At 60.3% G+C, this 20465-nt stretch carries 10 protein-coding genes and 1 pseudogene; 5 read left to right on the top strand and 6 right to left on the bottom strand.

The genetic code is table 11. From position 1 onward, the window contains the following. Nucleotides 1–102: 102 nt before the first annotated feature. Together OUZ52_RS17480 and OUZ52_RS17475 are read right to left on the bottom strand one after the other, a co-directional pair. Nucleotides 103–6594 carry an SDR family NAD(P)-dependent oxidoreductase gene (locus OUZ52_RS17480; protein ID WP_266159819.1) on the bottom strand — a complete coding sequence of 2164 codons (6492 nt, stop codon included), beginning with the start codon at nt 6592–6594 and terminating at the stop codon, nt 103–105. Nucleotides 6595–7066: 472 nt separating this feature from the next. Beyond that, nucleotides 7067–8353: pseudogene (locus OUZ52_RS17475) on the bottom strand (beta-ketoacyl synthase N-terminal-like domain-containing protein); the annotation flags it as partial. 240 nt (nt 8354–8593) lie between these two features. Between OUZ52_RS17475 and OUZ52_RS17470 the strand changes: the two are divergent. Further along, complete coding sequence (locus tag OUZ52_RS17470) at nt 8594–9169, top strand: TetR/AcrR family transcriptional regulator (RefSeq protein ID WP_266159818.1); 576 nt, start codon at nt 8594–8596, stop codon at nt 9167–9169. Nucleotides 9170–9299: 130 nt separating this feature from the next. Beyond that, on the top strand, nt 9300–10076 hold the full coding sequence (locus OUZ52_RS17465; protein ID WP_266159817.1) for a ferredoxin--NADP reductase: 777 nt from the start codon (nt 9300–9302) through the stop codon (nt 10074–10076). A gap of 163 nt (nt 10077–10239) precedes the next feature. Here the strand turns inward: OUZ52_RS17465 and OUZ52_RS17460 are convergent, their stop codons facing one another. Then, nucleotides 10240–11370, bottom strand: a complete 1131-nt coding sequence (locus OUZ52_RS17460; protein WP_266159816.1) for a M23 family metallopeptidase — start codon at nt 11368–11370, stop codon at nt 10240–10242. A gap of 785 nt (nt 11371–12155) precedes the next feature. Continuing rightward, nucleotides 12156–14534 carry a M9 family metallopeptidase gene (locus tag OUZ52_RS17455; protein ID WP_266159815.1) on the bottom strand — a complete coding sequence of 793 codons (2379 nt, stop codon included), beginning with the start codon at nt 14532–14534 and terminating at the stop codon, nt 12156–12158. 181 nt (nt 14535–14715) lie between these two features. Here OUZ52_RS17455 and OUZ52_RS17450 point away from each other — a divergent pair, with 181 nt between their 5' ends. Then, nucleotides 14716–15462: an AraC family transcriptional regulator gene (locus tag OUZ52_RS17450; protein WP_266159814.1), complete on the top strand. Its 747-nt coding sequence runs from the start codon at nt 14716–14718 to the stop codon at nt 15460–15462. A gap of 605 nt (nt 15463–16067) precedes the next feature. Continuing rightward, nucleotides 16068–18110: a hypothetical protein gene (locus OUZ52_RS17445; protein ID WP_266159813.1), complete on the top strand. Its 2043-nt coding sequence runs from the start codon at nt 16068–16070 to the stop codon at nt 18108–18110. A 418-nt stretch (nt 18111–18528) separates the two neighbouring features. On the opposite strand, the gene OUZ52_RS17440 is transcribed toward OUZ52_RS17445, so the two are convergent. Both OUZ52_RS17440 and OUZ52_RS17435 read right to left on the bottom strand, forming a co-directional pair. Then, complete coding sequence (locus tag OUZ52_RS17440; protein WP_266159812.1) at nt 18529–18861, bottom strand: hypothetical protein; 333 nt, start codon at nt 18859–18861, stop codon at nt 18529–18531. A 61-nt stretch (nt 18862–18922) separates the two neighbouring features. Further along, nucleotides 18923–19171, bottom strand: a complete 249-nt coding sequence (locus OUZ52_RS17435; RefSeq protein WP_266159811.1) for a DUF1272 domain-containing protein — start codon at nt 19169–19171, stop codon at nt 18923–18925. 198 nt (nt 19172–19369) lie between these two features. Here OUZ52_RS17435 and OUZ52_RS17430 point away from each other — a divergent pair, with 198 nt between their 5' ends. Then, a complete protein-coding gene (locus OUZ52_RS17430) occupies nt 19370–20311 on the top strand; it encodes an integron integrase (RefSeq protein WP_266159810.1) in 942 nt (313 codons plus the stop codon). Nucleotides 20312–20465: the final 154 nt, after the last annotated feature.

The raw sequence follows: 20465 nt of genomic DNA, 5'->3' as shown, positions 1-20465 counted from the left end.
GCATGCCGATCAGCAGGACCACAAATTCGTCCTCGATATCGACGGTAACGCGCTGCTTGATGATCGATTCCAACGCCATCTCTCCGGTGGTTTCAGCCGTGGTTACACCAGTACGTTGCTACGCCGAACCGCAGCCGATCCGCAGGCGTTGAGCAGGCCGTGCAGCATCTCTTCGGGCAGCTTGGCGGCGCGTGCCGAGCCCTCTGCGCCGGTACTCACCCAGCAGCAGTCGGCATGGCCTACCGCCAGCTTGGTACGCTGCCTGGACGTCGACAGATGGAAGTAATCGAATTGCAGCTTGAAGCCGTTTTCGTACAGTTCTTTCAATGCCATGACGACCTCGATCTCGTCGAATGGCATGGCTTCGCGCAGATGCTGGATGGTGCTTTGCTGGCAGTGCAGCTCGCCACTGGCTTGGGCGTCGCGGAAATATTTGGGCGCCAGGCCGAACAGGTAGCGATCGATGACCGTGCTTTGCCAGCGGTAGTAGTTGGCGAAATAGATATTGCCGACCAGGTTAGATTCCGCCAGCGAGGTATCGAAGACGTGGCTGTGCAGTACCGGCTCGATCTTCGGTGCGGCTGGTGCCAGATACAGCGCCGGACCTTCCATGGCGATGCGCGAGGATCTCTCCGTGCCGGCTCGGGCGGGCAGCGGCCGCCGTGCATGGAACGGATCCTCCGACAACGCCGACGTCGGCAGATACGACTGGGTGAATTCCTGCAAATACTTCGGAAACGGCGCCAGCTCCACGACGCCATGCCCTTTGATCGCCACCCAGGTAGTCGTCATATTGCTGTAGGCAATGCGTGACTCATGGCCGTCCGGGTGGATGCGCACCCAGTCGAAATGCATGTCGACGGACGAGTCGAGCGCGCCATAGACCTTGCTGATCCATAGCCGCCCCTCGACCAGGTCGAGGCAGTTCACATTGCCGACGATGGTGATGTCAGAGCGATTGGTCACCATGCCCCAGCGACCGGAGGAGAAATCAGGTACGAGGTCAGCGGCGATTCTGACAATGCTCAGCTCGCGGATATTGCCCATCCAGTCCGCCACCACCGAATAGTTCAGGCCGTGCCGGCGGGTGGTGATCTCTTTGAACGGAACACGGAAACGCCAGCAGGTCGTGGTTTCGCCATGCGGGCCGCGCAAATCGTATAAGCCGATGGCGCCCTTGCCGGTGACCATGGATTCGGCGGGTGGCTGCTTTTCCGCCGCGCGGTCTTCCACGCTGCGGCCAGCGCTCGATGCCGACCCACTGCGCTGAGCGGTGACGGCCGATGCCGCGAACGCCAGCATCTTCGGACGGGGCCGGGTGAGGGTGATCGGCAAGGTCAGCAGGGTCAGTGATTCAGCACCGTCCCTCTGCGGCACGGTGAAGGTTACCGCGTTGCCTTGGCGCTGCCGGACGATCAATTCGATGCCGCCGCTGCCGAGTGCTTTCTTAGCCGCCTCGACCGCGCACCAGATGCGCGTGCCGGCCTCATCGCGCGTGTCGCCGCCTTGTTGCAGTTGTTGCAGCAAGGGGCCGCGTTGTGGCGTAAGCAGTGCCAGCCAGGCTTCGGTCGATCGTGGCTCGACGGGCTCAATGTCACAGCCTTGCGGCTCCGCACCGCAGACACATAGGCAATGCGAGCGGTCGTGCGACAGCGATATGCCCAGCGGCTGGGTGGCGCCGCCAGCCAGGGTCGGCTTGCCGCTGCCGTCCCAGCGAATTTCGATATCGCCGTCGAGTGTGCGTCCTTCGATGGCTAGCGCGCGTTCGACCACGTCGCCGAACAGCGGCAGCTCGCTCAGGCGGCGGCGGGTACGCTCCATCAACGCCAGTTGCGGGGCGTGGACCATGACGAAGTTCGGCGTATTCAGGCCTAGCGTGGCGCAGGCCTGATCCAGCGCGGTCTGCAGCAGTTGCTGGTCGCGCCGGGTCGGGTCGACCCAATCTTCCGGGGTCGGCGCATGCGGATCGATCGACACGCGCTTCAGGCGATACCCGCGTAGGCGCTCGACGATATGGCCGCCTTCGCTATAAGCCGTCACATCGCAAACCAACTCGTCGCCATGGCGTGAGGTGATCTGGTTTTGTACGGTCAGATGGCCGACGATGCCCGCGGCGTTGTCGTAAATCTCGACCTGCTCGATGCCGACGGGAAGGTATTGCCCCTGCTCGGAGAGCTGCGCGGTTTGCAGCAGGCCGTCACGGAAGAACGGATCGCCGGCTAGCAGGTGCGGTGAAAACAACCTGGACGACAAGCTGCTGGCGAAATAGTCGTTGCCGTGGCTGCGTTCGATCGTAGTCAGCGAGCCTGAGCGACTCATCTCGTGCACAGCGCGCATGCGCCGGAAGGCGCTGCCCTGGAACAGCAAGCCGCCATACAAATCCACCTGGGGGTCGAGTTGATCGATGGATGCGGATGGCTTTTGCCATTGGCCGTCATCGGTCGGCGAAAGCTCGGAACACCGGATCGTCGCCGCGAAGTGATCGCGGCGGTAGCCGGTTTGTTCGGTGTAGATACCCACGTCCACGCGCAGCGGTTCGTCGGCATCGCGTCGAGCGCGCACGGTGGCCCGTAGTTCGATCGTGGTGCCTTTGTTGCCGTCGACGACGATGGGGCGTTCAAGCCGCACCTGCTCCGCGCTGAAACTGGAGCGCGCGCCGTCGCCGCCAAGCACGTCGCCTGCGAGTAGAAAAGCTTGTTGCGCCATGGCCTCTAGGCCGAACACGGTGGGGAATAAATAAACACCGCGGTAGTAGTGGTCTTTCAGGTAGGAGTCGCTTTGCACGGACAGATGTACCCGCGTCACCAGCTCGACGCCGGGCTGGTAGGCGAGCACCGTTTCGATGAAGCGGCCCGGCCGGGTGAGGGCGGAGCGGTCCGGCTGCCAGGTATCGAGCCCGCCCAGGCGGCCGGCGACGATGATTTGCTGGGCCGGCGCCTGGCCGCTGATCAATTCGAGGAAGTGGTTGACACCGGCTTCCGGCGGAATCGCACTGATGCCTTGCTGCGCCAGGCGCTTGGCGCTGCCCATGCGAGCACCCATGCCGACGTCGGCCCATACGCTGTAGGCCAGCGTAAGCGTCGTCGTCGATGGGTGGCGTGCGCGGAAATTCGCCAGCGCCACATCCATGGCCTGGTTCGAAAACGCATACCAGGCATTGCCCGGCATGCCGGTGACGCCGATGATCGAGCCGAGGCCGAGCAGCAGTTTCAGCGGTTGCGTATCCAGCGCCTGGCACAGCGCCAGGATGCCGCAGAGTTTCGGGCTGATTTCTTGCAAGGCCTGCGCGGAGGTTACTTGCTCCACCCGTCGTGGCTTATTGGTGCCGGCACCGTGGATCAAGCCGCTGATCGGCCCCAGCGCCTGCTTGACCTGTTCGATCAAGGAAGCGACGGCGGCCGGCTCGCCGATGTCGCAGGAGAAGTACTGAGCGACTTGATGTTCGGCGCTGAAACGTTGCAGCGTGGCGTGTACCTCGGCGCTGGCGGGATCAATGCTTGCCGCCGACGGATCGAGCACGGTGCGGCCGACCAGGGCGATCCGCGCGCCGGTGCGTTTGGCGAAAGCCAATGCCAGTTCGGCGGTAATCCCTTTGCCGCCGCCGGTGACCAGCACCACGTCATCGCTGGACCAGGTCAGTTCACGTGGCGGCAGCAAGGCTGTTTCGAGCATCTGCGGGCTTACGCTCTCCCGCTGTCCATCCTCGCCGTAGAACGATAAGCGATAGGCTTCCTCGTGCTGTAGTTCGCTGACGATTTTCTGCGCGATGAGTTCGCTGGAAGCGCTCGCCGGGAAATCCAGCACCCGCAGCTTCAGCTCAGGATGCTCAAGATGCACGCTGGCAGCAAAGGCCTGTGCGCACGAGGTATCCATGGCCGCGGCATGCTGAGCGGACGGGGCGCGCAATGATTCGGCCAGGCCGAACTGTACAAAGGTCAGCGTTTTGCAGCCAAGCCGCAAGGCATTCTGCGCGGCCTGGTGCAGTGGTTCGATCAGCGACGCGACGACTTGCGGCTGTGGTACGGCCGGCAACGAAGTCGTTCTGGGCAGGACCGCGATAAAGTGCTCAAGCTGTGCTTCGGCGGCAATGGTCTGATCGGCCGTGATCTGGGCGCCCTCGATGCTTAGTGCATCGGCGATAAGCATGGCGCTGTCGTTATCGCTGTCGGGGGCTTGCAAGAAACAGCGCGCAGCGGCAAACGACAGCGCCTGCGATGCCGTTACCGACGCCTTGTCGTCGGGGTCTTTCCGCAGCACCAGTTGGTAGGCGCGAACCCAGTCGGGCAGGGCCTCGCTGCTGAGTGGCGCATGCTGCGATGGGTTTAGCGGTTGAGCCGACGGCAGTGCGTTCGCGCTGCGCAAGGCGGTCAGTTTTTGCGCGATATGGCCCAGTGTTTCGCCAGCGAGTTCCGCCGGGTCGAGCTTGCCGTTCAAGCCGATGTGCTCAATCACTTCCGCCAGAATCGCGCCGACTTTGATCGAGTCCAGATTCAGGTCGTCGATCATGCGCAGCTCCGCCGACAGGCGTCCGCGCTCAAAGCCGGTGACGCGGGCGACGGCGTCCCATAGTACGGAGGCCGTATCGCCAGCCGCGACGTTGACGGCAACGGTTACCTGGCGCTGCGACGAAGCCAGCGCTTCCATGCGGTTGGCGATATCACCCAGCGACGCGGCCGACAACTCCGCGGCATCCAGTTGACCGCCGCTGAGGCCGAGCGCGTTGGCGGCCTGCGCGATCAGGTCGCCGGCCTTGATCGAGTCCATGTTCAGATCGTCGCCGAGCTTCATCGACAGCTCGATGCTGGCCTCGGCGAAGCCGGTGGCGCGGGCGACCAGTTGCCTGAGGGTGACGGCTGCCGACAAGCGGGCGGCTGCGGTGACGATGGGCTGTGACGACGCCATCGCGGCGCCGCTGGAGGCCGTGGTGGAGAACTGATCGACCGCGGCCACCAGGTCGGCCAGCGAGCGTTGGGTGAAATCGGCCGGGTCGATATGCGCCTGAAGCTGGAATCGCTGAGCCACCAGCGAAACGATTTCGGTTGCCTTGATCGAGTCAAGATTCAAGTCGTCGCCCATCGTCATGGCCAGCGACAGCGACGAGCGAGCGAAGCCGGTGAACTCGGCGACCAGGTCAAGCACGGTGTCGCGTGCGCCAGCCGGCGCCGGCTGCGGCAGGGTTGCCTGCACCGGCCTGGGCGCGATGCTGGCAGGCTCGCCGACGGGCGCGACATAGGCCCTGGCTGGCGCCGCGGGACGAACATGGCCGCCTTCGCTGCGGGCTGTGGCGCGCACATCGGCCTTGATGACATCGGCGACGAACTCACCGCGATGCCTTAAATAGCCAAGTAGTCGTTCCAGTGCTTCATCGACGTAGCTTTCCGCCGAACCGGATAGCAGGCCAGCCGGTGCAGGCATGGCGGCCGGCAGGTTGAAGCTTGCCGGCGTTGCCTGCGCCATCGGTCGTTCGCAGGGGTTGACGATAAAGTCGCGTTGCGCGGCAGGCACGAAGGGCTTGATCACGCGGGTGGCGTAAAGCGTTTTCCATTCAATCGCCACGCCAAGCGTATGCGCGCAGGCCAGCAGCCAGTTGAGATCCTGCATGCTTTCGGCTTTCGCCTCCAGCGGCAGGCTGCTCATGCGGTAGTCAGTCGCCATCTGGCCGATCAAGTTGCTGAGCACGCGACCCGGGCCTACTTCGATCAGCAGATCCGCTTCTTGAGTGATCGCCTTGGCCGCGCTGACGAAGTCGACCGGCAACAGGATTTGCTCGGAGAAATGCCGATGCAGATCGATGGTGCTGTCGATGCGCCGGCCATCCACACTGGACAGCAAGGTGCAGCGCAGGGCTTCGCAAGCAGCGGCGATCGGCGCGTGTTCGAGCAGATGTTCGGCGGCATCGGCCACCAGGGCGGAGTGAAAGGCGTTGCTCACCGGCAGGCGATGTACGCGGACGCCGCTGTTCTCGGCAAGCCCGGCGATCGTCTCGATCGCCGCAAGCTCGCCTGAAACAATCATCTGCTCGTCGCTGTTGATATTGGCCAGCACGGCGTAGCCGGCATCGCCAGCCTGGTCGATCAAGGCTCTGGCTTGAGTCTGGGTGCAGGCCAGGCTGAGCATGGCGCCGGCAGTTTTGCCGCCCGCCGCCATTTGTTGTCCGCGCAACGTGGCGAGCTGGATCAGCTCGCGCGCACCGAAGGCGCCGGCCGCGTGAAAAGCGCTCAGTTCGCCCAGGCTATGGCCGAGCACGCAATCGGGCTGCAGGCCGAGGCGCTCGATGAATTGCAGCCACAGCAAGGATGCCAAGGCGATGGCCGGCTGTGCTATTTCGGTTTGACGCAATGCCTGTACAAAGGGTTCGCGATCCTCCTTGTGCGGCATCCGATCGAGATTCGGAAACATCGATTGCAGTAGCGACGGCGTACCCGCATCGGCAGCCCATTGCTGTGCTTGCTGGGCCAGCTCGCGCGCCCACTCATAGCGCTCGATCAGCAGGCGCGCCATGCCCAGTTGTTGCGAGCCCTGGCCGGGAAAGAGCAAGCCCAGGCGCGGCACCGATAATCCGCTGCCGCTGGCGATGCCGCGGACCTGGTCCATGCCCCTGTGCCGGCGTCTCCTGCAAGGTGATTAACAGCGCGTCGAGCTTTTCGCGCAATTGATCGGGGGTGTCGGCGACGATAGCCGCGCGATGGCGATTCGAGGTATTGATCCTGGCGGCCAGCTCGGCGGCGAGGTCGGCCAGCTCGGCGACATTGATGCCTTCGGCATCGCGACGCGCCTGGGTAATCAGCTCGCGTAGCTGAACCGGGGTTTCGGCGGCAAACGGAAACACTTCGGTGGCTTGCCACGAGGCCATGCTGGCACGTTCGTCATAAGCGCCCTGCAGCGATGCCATCGGTGCTGCATCGGGTGAGGTCAAGGTAACGTGGACGTTGATGCCGCCAAAGCCCATCGCCGATACGCCGCCACGCAGCGTGGCTTGCGGCGAACGTTTTTCGCCGCGGATCAATGGGTACATCGCACGCCCATCGCCGGCAAACACCGGGTGAGCCTGCTCACAGCCGGCGGTCGGCGGCAGCACGCGCTGATTGACCGCCATGACGCCCTTGATGAACGCGCCGATGCCTGCGGCGGCCTTGGTATGCCCGACGATGGATTTGAACGAGGTCACCCCGCATTGCTGCGGTTTGGCCTCCAGGCCCAGCGTCTTGGCGATGGCCAGCAACTCGGTTTTGTCGCCTAGCGTGGTGCCGGTGCCGTGGCCTTCGATGAAATCAAGCAGCTCCGGCTTGACCCCTGCCTGCTGGTAGGCTCGCGCGATCGCCAGATGTTGTCCGTCGACGCTGGGAGCGGTGATGCCGCCGCGGCCGTCTGAAGACATGCCCCAGCCATCCATCACCGCATAGATTTTGTCGCCATCGCGCTGCGCATCGGCCAGCCGTTTCAGGCCGACAAAACCGCAGCCTTCGCCGGGGATAAAGCCGTCGCCGCGCGCATCGTAGACGCGCATTTCGGTGGCGGTGAGTGCGCCGGTTTTGGCAAAGCCGATCAGCTCGAACGGATCTAGGCTGATGTCCACGCCACCGGCGATGACAAAATCGCTATGCCCCGCCACCAGGCTCATGGCGCCGGTATATACCGCGATCAGCGATGAGCAGCAGGCGCCGTCGACGGTGTAACCGCCGCCATTGACGTTCAAATAATTGCAGATGCGCCCCGCGATGGTGTTGGCCAGCCCGCCGGCGAGGGTATCTTCGTTGACCGGGGCAAACGGCGACTTGAACGACAGCTCCATGCTTTGTTCAAGCGCTTGCAGCGCCTCGCCCGATAAGCCTGCAGCGGCCGCCGAGGCGCGCAGGCTCTTGAGCACATAAGGCCAGCGCAAGCGCAGGGTATTGGAGCGGGTGAATTCGCCGGTCAAGGTGTTGCCGACGATTACCTGAGTGGTGTGGCGCGGCAGGCGCGCCGGGTCGTAGCCGGCGTCGTCAAGCATTTGCAGCGCTGTATCGAGCGCCAGCCAATGCGCTATGTCGGTCGCTTCGGTCGTACTTTTGGGAATTCGACGCGTCGCCCAGTCGAAGGCGTAGCCGTCGATGACGGCCGCGCGGTGACCATAGGTTTTGTCCGGCGTGCGGCGATCTGCATCGTGGTAGTCAGCCAGCGGCAGGCGCACATCTGGCATCGGGCGAAACTGCTGCCGTCTGGCAAGAATGTTTTGCCATAACTCGCCAGGCGATTTTGCGCCCGGGTAGTAACATCCAAGCCCGACAACGGCGACCTTTTTCTCAATATCAGCAGATACATCACCTACAACGGCACCAGCATTAACGATCGTATTAACCGAGCGTGCGTCCATATATGTGGTCTACCCTTGGTGTCACTGCGTTGCAAAACCCCATGGCGATTCACCGTCGCTGACTGATGACGGCGCGGATGACTTGGAGGAAGCAGTCGCCAGCAGGGCTGGGCGGCCGTCCAAAGAAGTAGGTTGTCCCCAAGTGTTGAACAGACTGACTCATGTTTGTTGCGCTAAAATGAAGCTCGAGCAACATTTTTGATCGTTCAACCAAATAATTGATAACATAGGTGCTGTGCCATGACAAGAGAGAAGAACTTCGATGTCGTCGTTGCCCGTCGTGAGATGACGCAACTCTTTCGCCGCAGTGGTTATCGGTCGACTTCAATGAAAGATCTTGAAGCCGTTACCGGCCTTCTTTCAGGCAGCCTGTACAACGCTTTTGGCGGTAAGCAGGAGGTATTTCTTTCATCGTTGGACTTCTATTTGGCGAATGTCGTCAAGCGGCGCATCGATGAGCACCTGCAGGGCGATGACCCCATTGCATGTATACGGGCGCTGTTCACAACGACTTATCACGCGGAGCTTGGCAAGGATCGTGGGTGTCTGTTGACCAACACCGCCATCGAGATAGGCATGCACGACAAGCCGACGCACGCCAAGGTCATTGCCGGTATATGCATGTTCGAGCGCGAGTTTCTGGAGCTGGTCCAGCGCGGCCAGGCGGTCGGTAAAATCTCGCCCGATAAAGACCCGCACAAGCTCGCGCGCCAGCTTTGCGTCAGCTATCAGGGCATGCTGGTCATGGTGAAGGTGGTTGCGACCAAGAAGGTTCTTGACGAGTACACCGACAGCATAGTTGAATCGCTTATTTGATTAACTAACCAAAATAGATAAAGTTGTGCTTTGGACTTTTTATCGTCGCAATCAGTATCTATAAATGCCGCTATGCGGCTTTTGCATCCACTGTGCATATATCGGCGTCTCAATATCGACGGGAACGACTATGGCTGTACTAGCGACAGAGCGCGTGATCGACGTGCGTCATTGGAATGACAGTCTCTTCAGCTTTCGCACCACGCGCGATCCGGGCTTTCGCTTCGATAGCGGTCATTTCGTGATGGTTGGGCTGGAGGTGGCGGGGCGGCCGCTCATGCGTGCGTATTCCATTGCCAGCGCCAACTACGAAGATCATCTGGAGTTTTTCAGTATCAAAGTGGCCCAGGGCCCGCTTACCTCGCGCTTGCAGCACTTGAAGCCGGGTGATTCGGTGATCGTAAGTCGCAAGCCAACCGGGACGCTGGTGCTTGACGACCTCAGGCCGGGCAAGCATTTGTATCTGCTGGGTACGGGCACCGGCCTGGCGCCTTTTCTCAGCATTGTGCGCGATCCCGAAACCTATGCGCGCTTCGATAAGATCGTGCTGGCCCATGGTGTGCGGCATATCAGCGATCTTGCCTACGCGGATTATCTTGAGCGCGAGTTGCCGCAGCATGAGTATCTGGGCGAGCTGGTGCGCGAGAAGTTGATTTACTACCCCAGCGTGACTCGTGAGCCGTACCGCAATCGTGGCCGCATTGCCGATGCCATCGCCGATGGCGTGATGAGCGAGGCCGTTGGCTTGCCGCCGCTGAACCCGCAGACCGACCGCATCATGTTGTGCGGTAGTCCGTCGATGCTGGACGATACCTGCAGCCTGCTCGATGGCCGCGGTTTTCAGGTGTCGCCACGGACGCGCGAGCAGGGCGATTACGTGATTGAACGAGCCTTTGTCGAGAAGTGATGGTCGAGCAATGGTGGCCGGATGCCGGTATAAGCGTCTGCACTTATCAGCAGCGAAGGCGTTACCCGCGATGGGCTTGTTTGTGGCCTGCGTGCGCCAATCGGTTCACCTGCAGCGCGTTTCGGTTGGCGCGTGTGGCCACGATCATGGTCGGCGGCAAGGTCTAGTGGCGCGATGCATCCGCAGGGAAATCCACGACCGATAGCGGCGCAGGAAATTCTTGTTTTCGAATATCATCCTGTCTGGCCGATGATGGCAGCCAGCGCTCGCCTCGGTCGAAGGCTTCGATCGAGGTGTAAACGCCAACCACACGAAAGCGCTCGAAGCCATAGGGCAGCCCTTCCGCATCGAGCGGCGCATTGGCATCGCTGATATGGAAGTGCAGATGCGGACCGGTCGACTCACCGCTGAAGCCGAGCTTGCCGATTACCTGGCCACGCTTTACCCGCTCACCAGGCTTGACCGTAATACTGCCCGGCTTGAGGTGCTCATAGAACGCGTAGCGTCCCTGGCCGAGATCGAGCGCGACGAAGTTGCCCGCGGCGTCTTCCAGGGCCACTTTGCGTGGCGTGGTCGAGCTTACGGTGGACGGCTCGGCTATGCCTTCGCCGGTGGATGCCACCATGGTATCGGCGACGGCCAGCACGTCCGCGCCATAGCCATACCATTGCGCGGGCTTCGCGCCGTCACCGCGGGCGAAGCCGCCATTGCTGCCCAGACGAATCCAGTCGATGGCAAAGCGGCCCGGGATATGCACCGCGCCGTTGATGGCGTAGAGCACGCGTCGGTGACCGCGCTCCCATCGCGGGTCGTAGATGGCGGCCCATGGCCCGCCACGCAGTGGCGGACCCAGCTGCAGTGGCGGACGATGATTCACCTCGAAGGCGCCACCCTCGACGCTGGCGGGTTCGCTGGTCGCGGTCGCCGATGTCTGGTAGGTGACGAGATGCCTGAGTTGAAGCTCCGCGCCAGAGCTGTCGGTCAGCGGTACGCTGAGATAGGCCGTGGCATGACTGCCCGCCGGCAGGCGAAGTTTGTCGTTGCCGGTGATTCCATCGCCGCGATCAATGCTTGCGCTCAGCGCGTCGCCTTGAAGTTCAATCAACGCCTGACCGTGGCTGTCCACTACGCTGATCCGCTTGAGTAGCAGCGGATCACGCGCGAAATTGGTCAGGTGCAATTCGTAAACCAGCAGTGCCTTGCCGTCGACTATGACCGGCTCTGCCTGCCACGGTACCTGTAGTCCGAACGATTGGTGTTGAGGCACGCGTTGTGCCGTCGACACATTTGCCATGAGCGCCGCCAGAAGCATGACCATGCCGCGGCAAGCCCCAGGCCAAGAACTCATGCTGTTATTCCGATGCGGATGGATAAGGCGAGCATCCATTCGCAGCATGCGTTGTACCAGTGCCAGTTGTCATTGCGCCGTCAACCCGGGCATGGCTTGCCCTTTATTCATTGGGCCTTCCTTGGCTTTTTATCCAGAGATCGTGGGCAGTCTTTCAAGGAGTGATCGTGACTAACCTTGTGGACCCACGCATATCCAATTCACGATGACGCCCCCGTCGCCGTAGACTGGCACCAGCACCTGCTCCGGCGCACAAATCGGCTGCTTGGGCGGCACTCTGCTGAAATAGGGTTGGTGTATTACCCCGCTGTCGCGCATATCACCGGCGCTTGCCGAAAGTGATGCGGCCAACAGGGACAATCCAACGAATACGCTCTTCATGCCATTGACTCCTCGTGATGGGCACTGCGTGATGAAGATGGCCATGTCCAGAGGAGTGCCCGCGGCTCTGGCATGCAACGCTAGCTATGGGACAGCCGAACAAGGCAGGCCACGATTTGCTTTAACCAGCTGGCCTGGTGTTGCCGATACGGGTCGGTTGGTGCAGGACCAAGTGCAGCATTGCCTGCGCCTGTTGCGGTCACCGAGTTTCTTGCACCGGCCCGCTTAGCTTAGCGCCGCCGACGATTCAAATGACATGCCATGCGCAGATAACCGGTGGTGTGACTTTCTGGCAGAACTCGGCGGGCCGGTGGCCCGCCGAGTTCTGCATTACCGATGATCCGGTTACTTCATGGCTGGCGTTGAATGACTTGGCCTTGGTTCGCCACAAGCAACGAGCCAGGGACCTGGGGGCTTAGGGTTGCACTGATGCTTACCCCGCTGAACGGCGATGCGGCGGATACCGCTATAAAGTAGTACTGCCCAGCGACGGGGTTGGATATCGTCACGCTTTCGTTATTGCCGGCGTTGCTGGAACGGACATCGTAGGAGCTGGTGGATGGCCATCCGGAGGCGCTGGCATAGAGGTCGGCGTTGCCCGAGCCACCGCGGGTACTGATGGTCAGTTGTGCGATACCTGCCGGCATGAGTACGTAAAAGTACTGCAGGTCACCGGCGCGCGGGGTATCGGTAACGTTGCGCGTACAGCCATTGCCGAGCACGCGAACATCACCGCTGGGACAGCCTGCGGGTGGTGGGTTGCCTGAGCCGCTGCCGCAGGTCTGCGTATCGCCATTATGCGAGGCAAGACAGGTCAGCCATTGGCCCCAGTCAGCGTCATGCGTGGTACGGATCTGACCAAGATAATTGGCATAGCCGCTGTAATTGCCGGGGCGGAAATAGCCGAGAATATTGCCGACTTCATCTTGGTGGTTCTCGAACATGTAGCGAGTGGCGAGATAGCCCCAGCGGTAAACGCGCTCTTGCCCGCTGTTGTAGTCGTTCGCAAAGATGGTGCTGAGTGGAAAGGCGGCGGTGCCTGCGTCGGCGAAGGCCTCGGGGTAGGGCACGCCGCGATAGCTGTAGGACATGTATTCGGCCAGTCCCTCGATCCACCAGATCGTCGGGGTGCTGGTCGCCGCGGTGAAATCGCCATACATGTCGAAACGGCCGTCGAGATAGTGGACGAATTCATGTGTGAGGTTCCAGATCTGGAAGGTAGGGCGTAGCCATTCGGCCTCGTAGGCGATGAAGCGCGCCTGATTGCCCGCGGCGGACGGGTCGCCTTCAAGATAGATGCCGCCATTATTCGTATCGTTACCGAAAATTGCGCCCGAGTAGGTCTGGTAATCCGAACTGCTGTGGAAAACCACGAGTTCCAGGGTGCTGTTATGGTCATCGGCAACCGGGGTATTGCTGTTTTGCACGCGCTGATGAAAAAAGCCTTCCTCGCCGATAACCTGGGCGCAGGTCTGCGAAACCTGGTCTGTGGTCAGTGCCTGGGCGCGTAAATGCAAGTCGGCGCTGCATGGATAGTCCACCGGCAATACCGTCTTAGCCAGCTGTGTCCTGAAATCGCAGATGCCGTAATAGCTGCAATGAGCATGGTCGTAGTAGTCGGCAATGTCCGCCGTGGCCACCCAGATCGACGCGCCCGCGCCGGTCATGCCATAAGCGCTGAGAATGTTTTTTACCTCGGGCTGCACGACGGCGGCCAGCGACGCGTACTGCAGAAACCGGGACATCTCGCGAGCGGCATTGGCCAGCAGATATTCGTTGCCTGTGCCTGCCTCGGCGGCGTTGTGGCTGATAAAGTTCGACAACGACGGCGTGATGAAGTCGTTGGCCTGCACGGCATCGACGAAGTCCTGATTGTAGTGGCCGCGGAACAACACGGTGAACAGGTTGTTGACCGCCGACATCATGTACCAATAGCTGTGATAGCTGCTGTTGTAGCCATCGAGCATGTCGCGCACTGTCGTCAGCTGGTGGGCGTTTTCGCCTGAGCTGTCGATCAAGGTGACGAACTCGGCCAGTACCTGGCCATGGCTGTCGTTTACATCGTGAAAATGCGCATTGGCGACAAAGGCGTCCAGCGCCGGGCGGATGGCATTCTTCAGCAAGGAGCCATAGCTGCCCACATCGGCGGGGTCGCCGTATTGCACATAGTAGCCGGCGCGCAAGAACAGAATGAGTTGGAGCGTGCTATTGGCGTTGCTGCCCGGGTAGCTCGCTGCATCGCTACGCAGGGCATCGGCGACGGTAGCCATCTTGGCCTCGCCGAATAATTGCCCGGCGCTGGTTCCTGTGACATTGAACAGGGTGTTGATGCAGCCATCCACGTCGGCAGCGCGAATAAGCGAGACGAGTTGACTGCCGCTGGCCGAGGCCAGTGCCTGCACGTCGCAACTTGCCGCCGCCGCGGCGGCGCGAAGTCGGCTGGATTCGTTTGGATATTTATACGGCTTATCGTAGTCGCTACGAAGATGCTCTTTCGAGCTTGCTTGCGGGGCGCGATCGGCGGGTGTCAGCTGGCGTTGTTGTTGATGCTTGATGGCTGTTACAGGGGGTGATGCGAGGCGCATGGCCTCGGCACTGGGTGGCGGAGGATTCACTGGCGCTGGTTGGACTTTGCTATCGGCCTGGGTGGCATGGCTGACTCCGCAGGCCAGCAACAATGCGACGCAAAGCACGTTTTTCGAACGCGACAAAACAGAATAGTGGCTCATGCAAGCTCCTCGGGTTATGAGTAATTCCCCCTGTTTTTACCGTGCGTTTTGTGCTGCCGCAGCATGCGGTCGTGCACGGTCAGTGGTGATATTAGGCAGGGTTATCCGAGTCGTCTTGGCTTATTACCAGTCATCGGCGTGGTAAATGCACAAATTCATCCGACATGGGAGCGCGGGCATTATGGTCGATAAAAAGGAATGGCAGACCACATTTATGCAGCAACTCGGGCAGGGAATGTTTGTTGCCTCATTGTTTGACCGATTGCCGGATATTGTCTTTTCAGTAAAAGATACCCAGGGTCGTTATGTATGGATGAGCGAAGCCTGCGTGTCACGCTGCAGCCTGATTCATCGCGACGCGGCGATTGGATTGACCGCATTCGACCTGTTTCCGACGCCGATGGCTGAGCGCTATGCGCGTCAGGATGCGCAGTTGTTTCGCACCGAGCAGGCCCTGCTCAACGCGCTCGACCTTACGCTCTACCCGGATCGGAGCTCGGGCTGGTGCCTGACCACCAAGGAGCCGCTGCGCGATGCCGGCGGCCATCTCATCGGACTGGCCTGTATATCCAGAGATCTTTTCGAACCGAGTCGGGCCGGCATGGTCAGCGAGAGATTTGCCGAGGCTATCGACTATATACATGCCAATCTGGCGGTGCCGCTACGGGTCGATGAGATGGCGCGGCGCTCCGGCCTCACGCCGGCCCAGTTCGACCGGCGCATGAAGATGGTCTTTCAACTTTCCGCCGGGCAATACCTGCAGAAGATTCGTATCGATACGGCGGCACGCCTGCTCGCCGAGAGTACGGCGCAGATTGCCGAAATTGCCCAGATCGCCGGCTTCTGCGACCAAAGCAGCTTGTCGCGTCAGTTTCGACAGTTCACCGGTGTAACGCCGCGGCAGTATCGCGTACTCGTCCGGCGTTGACGGCGCATTCGCGGGCGCTGTGCAGGGGCGGGGGCTTTAGTCGCTGACGCGCTGGTTAAATAGTCTGCGCGAGTCGTGCCGGTCAGGGATATACATGTACTACACATTGTTGAGCGTAATGATTGATAAGCAGCGCCATAGGCTTTGGCCGCATAGGGCTTGCTGCCGAGTAACTTGAAGCCGGCGCCTTGCCATGATGATCGCGCAAGCGTGGTTGGTCGCGCGTACGGTACTGCGGAGATGCCTCGCCTGGGGTGATTGGCCGAGGTGGAGTAGGGGGACTGGCCAGTGGCTGCGTTTAGCAGGGAAAGGTGTTTTGCGTGGGCGTCGTCTTATCAAAAATTTAGATCGATCTAAATTAGCTGATTATGCCCCTGCAGGTGAAGTGCCGGCCATCCGTGGGCGAGGTGGGTGAATCGGCAAGGAAGGGGCAGCCTCCATCGTGTCCCGCCCTGAGTACGAAGCTGAGATCACATGGCTGGCTTTTGGGAAGTACGGCCTTGGCATCGCCAGGGCTGGTCGATCGGCGATGGAGGGAGGGGAGCTGAGAAGTTTTGCTTGATTGCCCAGTCGCCGCTTATCCGCTTTGCACAGGAGGACATCCTATGTCTGCGTTTTACATGCAAGATCGAGCGAGGTTGAACATGAGGGCCTGGTCGTTGCGCGGCAAGAAGACGCTTATCGCCTTATGCTGCGGAGCAACGCTTTTGTCGCCCGCGGCATTTGCGCAGAACGGTTATGTGGGGATATTCGGCGGTGGGCCGTTCTATATACGCAATGCAAATAATGATGTTTCCAAAAATGTCACTGAAATAGCGAACTCGGGATTTACCGAAGTCATCGTGTGGAATATCGAGGTCAAGAGCAACGGCGACCTGAACTTCAATGGAGAGTTTCCACTCACCTCGAATGGCGCCTACATCGGCAACAATACGTGGCCGCTGTTTGCCTCAGACCTGGCCGCCATGAAAAAGGGCACCCCGAAGCGGATCACCTTCAGCATTGGCTCGTCAAACGTCGGGGATTTTCAAAATATCCAGGCCTTGATCAAGGCCCAGGGCACTGGCTCGGACAGCATCCTCTACAAGGACTTCAAGGCACTGAAAGACGCCTTGCCCGCAGTCGATGCTATCGATCTCGACGATGAAAACAACAACGATACCGATTCCACCGTCAAATTCGCGGTGATGCTGGGCGGCCTTGGCTATCACGTGATGCCCGATGTCTATACCAATGCCTCCTATTGGACCGACGTCGTTACAAAAATCAACACGCAAAGCCCGGGTACCGTCGACGGGGTTCATTTGCAGGCGTATGCGGGCGGCACTGGAAACGACCCTTGCTCAGGCTGGGACTTCGCCGGTGTTCCGGTGTATCCGGGCCTGGAAGACGACACCTTGTCCGATGGCGGCAATGCGACCCCTGCCCAGGTGCAAAGCACGATAAGCGGCTGGCAGAAAAAGTGCGGCATCAGCGGTGGTTTTCTCTGGCTCTACGACGATATCAAAGGGAAAACCACGGGCACGATCAGTACGACGGCGGCCTATGCCAATGCGTTCAATGCCGGGCTGGGCAGTAGCACGCCTAGCGGCGCCGCCAGCGTTTATGGCATTTATACCGATCAGACCGCGTTTAGCACCGGTGGGCTGGACGGCAATGGCTATGCCTATTCGTCAAACCTGCTGGGCGCGACGCAGAGCTGGTCCGGCAATACGTTCACCTTTGGCTCTGCCAACGGCGCGGATGCCTGGAGCAATGCGACCATCGCGTTGCCATCAGGACAGTACAGCGCGTTAAACCTGTTGGCGACGGCAGTGAACGGAAACCAGGTGTCCCAATCCTTCACGGTGAACTACACCGATGGCACCAGCACGATCATTACCCAAAGCCTGAGTGATTGGGCAAACCCGCAGAATTACGCGGGAGAATCGAAAGCGCTGACGATGGCTTACCGCAATACCAGCAGCGGCGGACAGGACAGCAATACGTTTTATCTTTACGGCTATTCGCTGCCCATCAATAACAGCAAAACCGTCAAAAGCGTCCTGCTGCCTAGCAATGCCAATGTCGTCGTGCTGGCTTACGCCTTGAGCAATACGGCGACGGCAGCCGTCCCGGTCAATTTGTCGACATCGTTCAACAAGACTGGCATCTATGGCGACGCGACGAAGTTCGCAGCTAGCGGCGGATTGGACGGAAACGGTTATGCCTATTCGTCGCAGCTGCTGGGCCGGTCGCTTGTCTTCAACAATCTCACCTTCAATCTCGGCGCTGCCAATGCCGCCAATGTGCTGAGTGCCGCGGCGCAGACGGTCAGCTTGCCTGCAGGGAAATTCTCGTCCTTGCAAATGCTGGCGACCAGCGTCAACGGCAGCCAGACATCGCAGGCCTTCACGGTTACCTACACTGACGGAAGCAAGTCTTCTTTCAGTCAAGGCATCAGCGACTGGTTCACCCCGCAGAGCTATGGCGGGGAATTGGAAGCGGCGAAGATGGCATACCGGGACGGAAGCGGCGGTAGCCCGGACAATCGCACGTTCTATCTCTATAACTACACGTTTGCGCTGGACCGCGGCAAAACCATACAAAGCATTCAATTGCCGAACAATGCCAAGGTCCAGGTGCTCGCTTTCACCCTGGCTCCTTAAGGTTTGCCTGGCTGAAGTTGGCGGTTGATTGCGACCGCCAGCTTCAGCCGCCTACGGTTTGGCCCTGGTATTCGCGATGGGTGCCGCGATGGCGTGGTATTTCCGAACGCTCACGCGGTTATCTGGCTGATCGCCTAAGGTGGTTTCATTTGCGCACACCGATGACGTTGATCAGTAGCACCGATCGATCCTGATCAGCGCACCGGCATCCCGATCAGTGTGCGGCCACCGGCCGGAGTCGGCCAACAACTGCCGGTCGCTTGCTGCAAATGCATGCCGCAAAGCGGCCATTGCCGTGAGGGTCAGGCTAGTGGCGCGGCTACGACCTGAGCTGCAAGCCGTTCTCTACACCCCATTTTCGCAGCGCCACTTCCACGGCCGTCTTCTCGAACGCGTACCAATGTTCAAGTCGGCCCTTTCAGTCAAGCAACGCCTTAAATCGTGGATACGCGCCACGGCTTTGAAAGTACCCTTGGGCGAGTTCGTAGGACTCCGGCAGATGGGCGTCGACAAAGCGCAAGGCGAGTTCCCGCCCGAGATCCAGGTCCTCCTTGTTCGGGATTGCCAGGTAGACCCATTCGTCATCGATATCTTCCGGGAGTTCTTCCTCTACATCGGTGCTGCTCGATGACCAGAAGGTCTTGCCGGTGATCCTGTTGACGTAAGCCTCGTTTTCGAAGGGAGCTGCAGCGCTCGTCCACTCGAAACCTGCGAGGAGTTCATCGAAACTGACGGGTGTGATCGCTTGCATTTTTGCGGCTGGCGAGCGCTGGAGTTAAGCGGCGGCGTAGCCGTCCGCCTTGAACGAATTGTTAGGCCGCTGCAACACAGCTGCCTGGCTTGAGCACCCGATCCGGTGAGGGTGGATATTTGACTACTAAGTGTGCGGGGCGAATTGGGCGGGGGCTGAAGTTGCCTCCGCAGTTCGGGCACGTGTTGTGCAGAATAGCCTGTGCGCACGACCTACAGAATGTGCACTCAAATGTGCAAATCACAGCCTCGGTTGAATCGGGAGGCAAGTCTTTGTCACAGCACTCGCAGTTTGGACGTAGTTGCAGCATTAGCCTTGCCTCGATTTTCAGCTACAAAAGCCTAGAGAGCGGCCTAACTACCTAATAGACCGACGTGGGTCGGGTTATACATCCACCGCGAACCCTGATTGAGATCGTCACACACTAGGCGCTACGGTGCCACCTTTACCCCCATTGGAGTGACCCTCATGGGGTGGGTAAGTCCCTGCACCAGCCGCACCTCGTCTTATGGACCTGGTCTCGATCGTTTGCCGGCGGCGGCACCTAAGTCGACGCACAGAAGAGGCCTACCGGTATTGGATCCGTCAGTACATTTTCTTCCACCGCAAGCGCCACCCAAGGGACGTCGGTCCTGCCGGCATTACACCTTTCATCAACGATCTGGCCGCTGGGCGAAGCGTCGCAGCAACGACTCAGTCTCAGGCGCTCAATGCCGTGTTATTCCTCTATCGTGACGTGCTCGAGGTTGAGGTGGGGCACATGGATGGACTCAGGCGGGTCCAACGCTTGTCTGGGCTGCCAGTGGTTTTCACCGTCGAAGAGGTTCGACAGGTCTTGGCCGCTCTTGGCGGACTTTCCCGACTGATTGCCGAGTTGCTGTACGGCACAGGGCTGCGCATCACCGAATGCCTGACCTTGCGGGTCAAGGACATCGACTTTGGCGCAGGCACAATTCACATCCGCTCTGGAAAGGGCGGCAAAGACCGCACGGCCATCCCGCCCTCCCGTCTGCGTACAGCTTTGCACGAGCAGCTCATCAGGGTGGCACGCATCCACAAGCACGACCTGACTTCAGGTGCGGGGCACGCGCCTCTGCCCGGTGGCATGGGCCACAAATACCCCAACGCCAGCCGCATGCTCTGCTGGCAGTTCGTATTCCCATCCCGCATCACCAGGAAGTGCCTCGGCTCAGGACGAACGCTACGCTGGTATGCGTCGGAGTCGACACTTCAAAAACACTTCAAGGATGCCCTGTCACAGGCCGGGATCCACAAGCACGCCTCGGTCCATACGCTCAGGCACTCGTTCGCTACACACTTGCTCGCGAGCGGTATCGATATTCGAACGATTCAGCTACTACTCGGGCACAGTTGCATCAAGACAACAATGATCTATACCCACGTACATCACGCAATACGCCACACGATCAGTCCCCTCGATTTACTGTAGCGACGACACCTGATCCGGGCGTTCTCCGAACGCCCGTTTCGGGTCGATTTCTGCCGGTCGACGTGGGTCGCTAGCTGATCATACTGGCCGGCGGGCTGGTCATCATCGATCGGTCGTGTGATGCATTCGATCCGGCGCACGCATTCATTCGCTG

Origin of the sequence: Dyella silvatica (assembly GCF_026283955.1) — a bacterium.
Taxonomy (GTDB): Bacteria; Pseudomonadota; Gammaproteobacteria; order Xanthomonadales; family Rhodanobacteraceae; genus Dyella_C; species Dyella_C silvatica.
Note: the sequence above shows the minus strand (reverse complement) of the source record. Positions and strands in the feature narration are given on the sequence as shown.

Excerpts from the sequence above, each read along its gene's own strand:
- OUZ52_RS17445 (WP_266159813.1), top strand. The coding sequence starts at position 16,068 with ATGTCTGCGTTTTACATGCAAGATCGAGCGAGGTTGAACATGAGGGCC.
- OUZ52_RS17465 (WP_266159817.1), top strand. The coding sequence starts at position 9,300 with ATGGCTGTACTAGCGACAGAGCGCGTGATCGACGTGCGTCATTGGAAT.
- OUZ52_RS17440 (WP_266159812.1), bottom strand. The coding sequence starts at position 18,861 with ATGCAAGCGATCACACCCGTCAGTTTCGATGAACTCCTCGCAGGTTTC.
- OUZ52_RS17450 (WP_266159814.1), top strand. The coding sequence starts at position 14,716 with ATGGTCGATAAAAAGGAATGGCAGACCACATTTATGCAGCAACTCGGG.
- OUZ52_RS17435 (WP_266159811.1), bottom strand. The coding sequence starts at position 19,171 with ATGCTGCAACTACGTCCAAACTGCGAGTGCTGTGACAAAGACTTGCCT.
- OUZ52_RS17455 (WP_266159815.1), bottom strand. The coding sequence starts at position 14,534 with ATGAGCCACTATTCTGTTTTGTCGCGTTCGAAAAACGTGCTTTGCGTC.
- OUZ52_RS17460 (WP_266159816.1), bottom strand. The coding sequence starts at position 11,370 with ATGGCAAATGTGTCGACGGCACAACGCGTGCCTCAACACCAATCGTTC.
- OUZ52_RS17480 (WP_266159819.1), bottom strand. The coding sequence starts at position 6,594 with ATGGACCAGGTCCGCGGCATCGCCAGCGGCAGCGGATTATCGGTGCCG.
- OUZ52_RS17430 (WP_266159810.1), top strand. The coding sequence starts at position 19,370 with ATGGACCTGGTCTCGATCGTTTGCCGGCGGCGGCACCTAAGTCGACGC.
- OUZ52_RS17470 (WP_266159818.1), top strand. The coding sequence starts at position 8,594 with ATGACAAGAGAGAAGAACTTCGATGTCGTCGTTGCCCGTCGTGAGATG.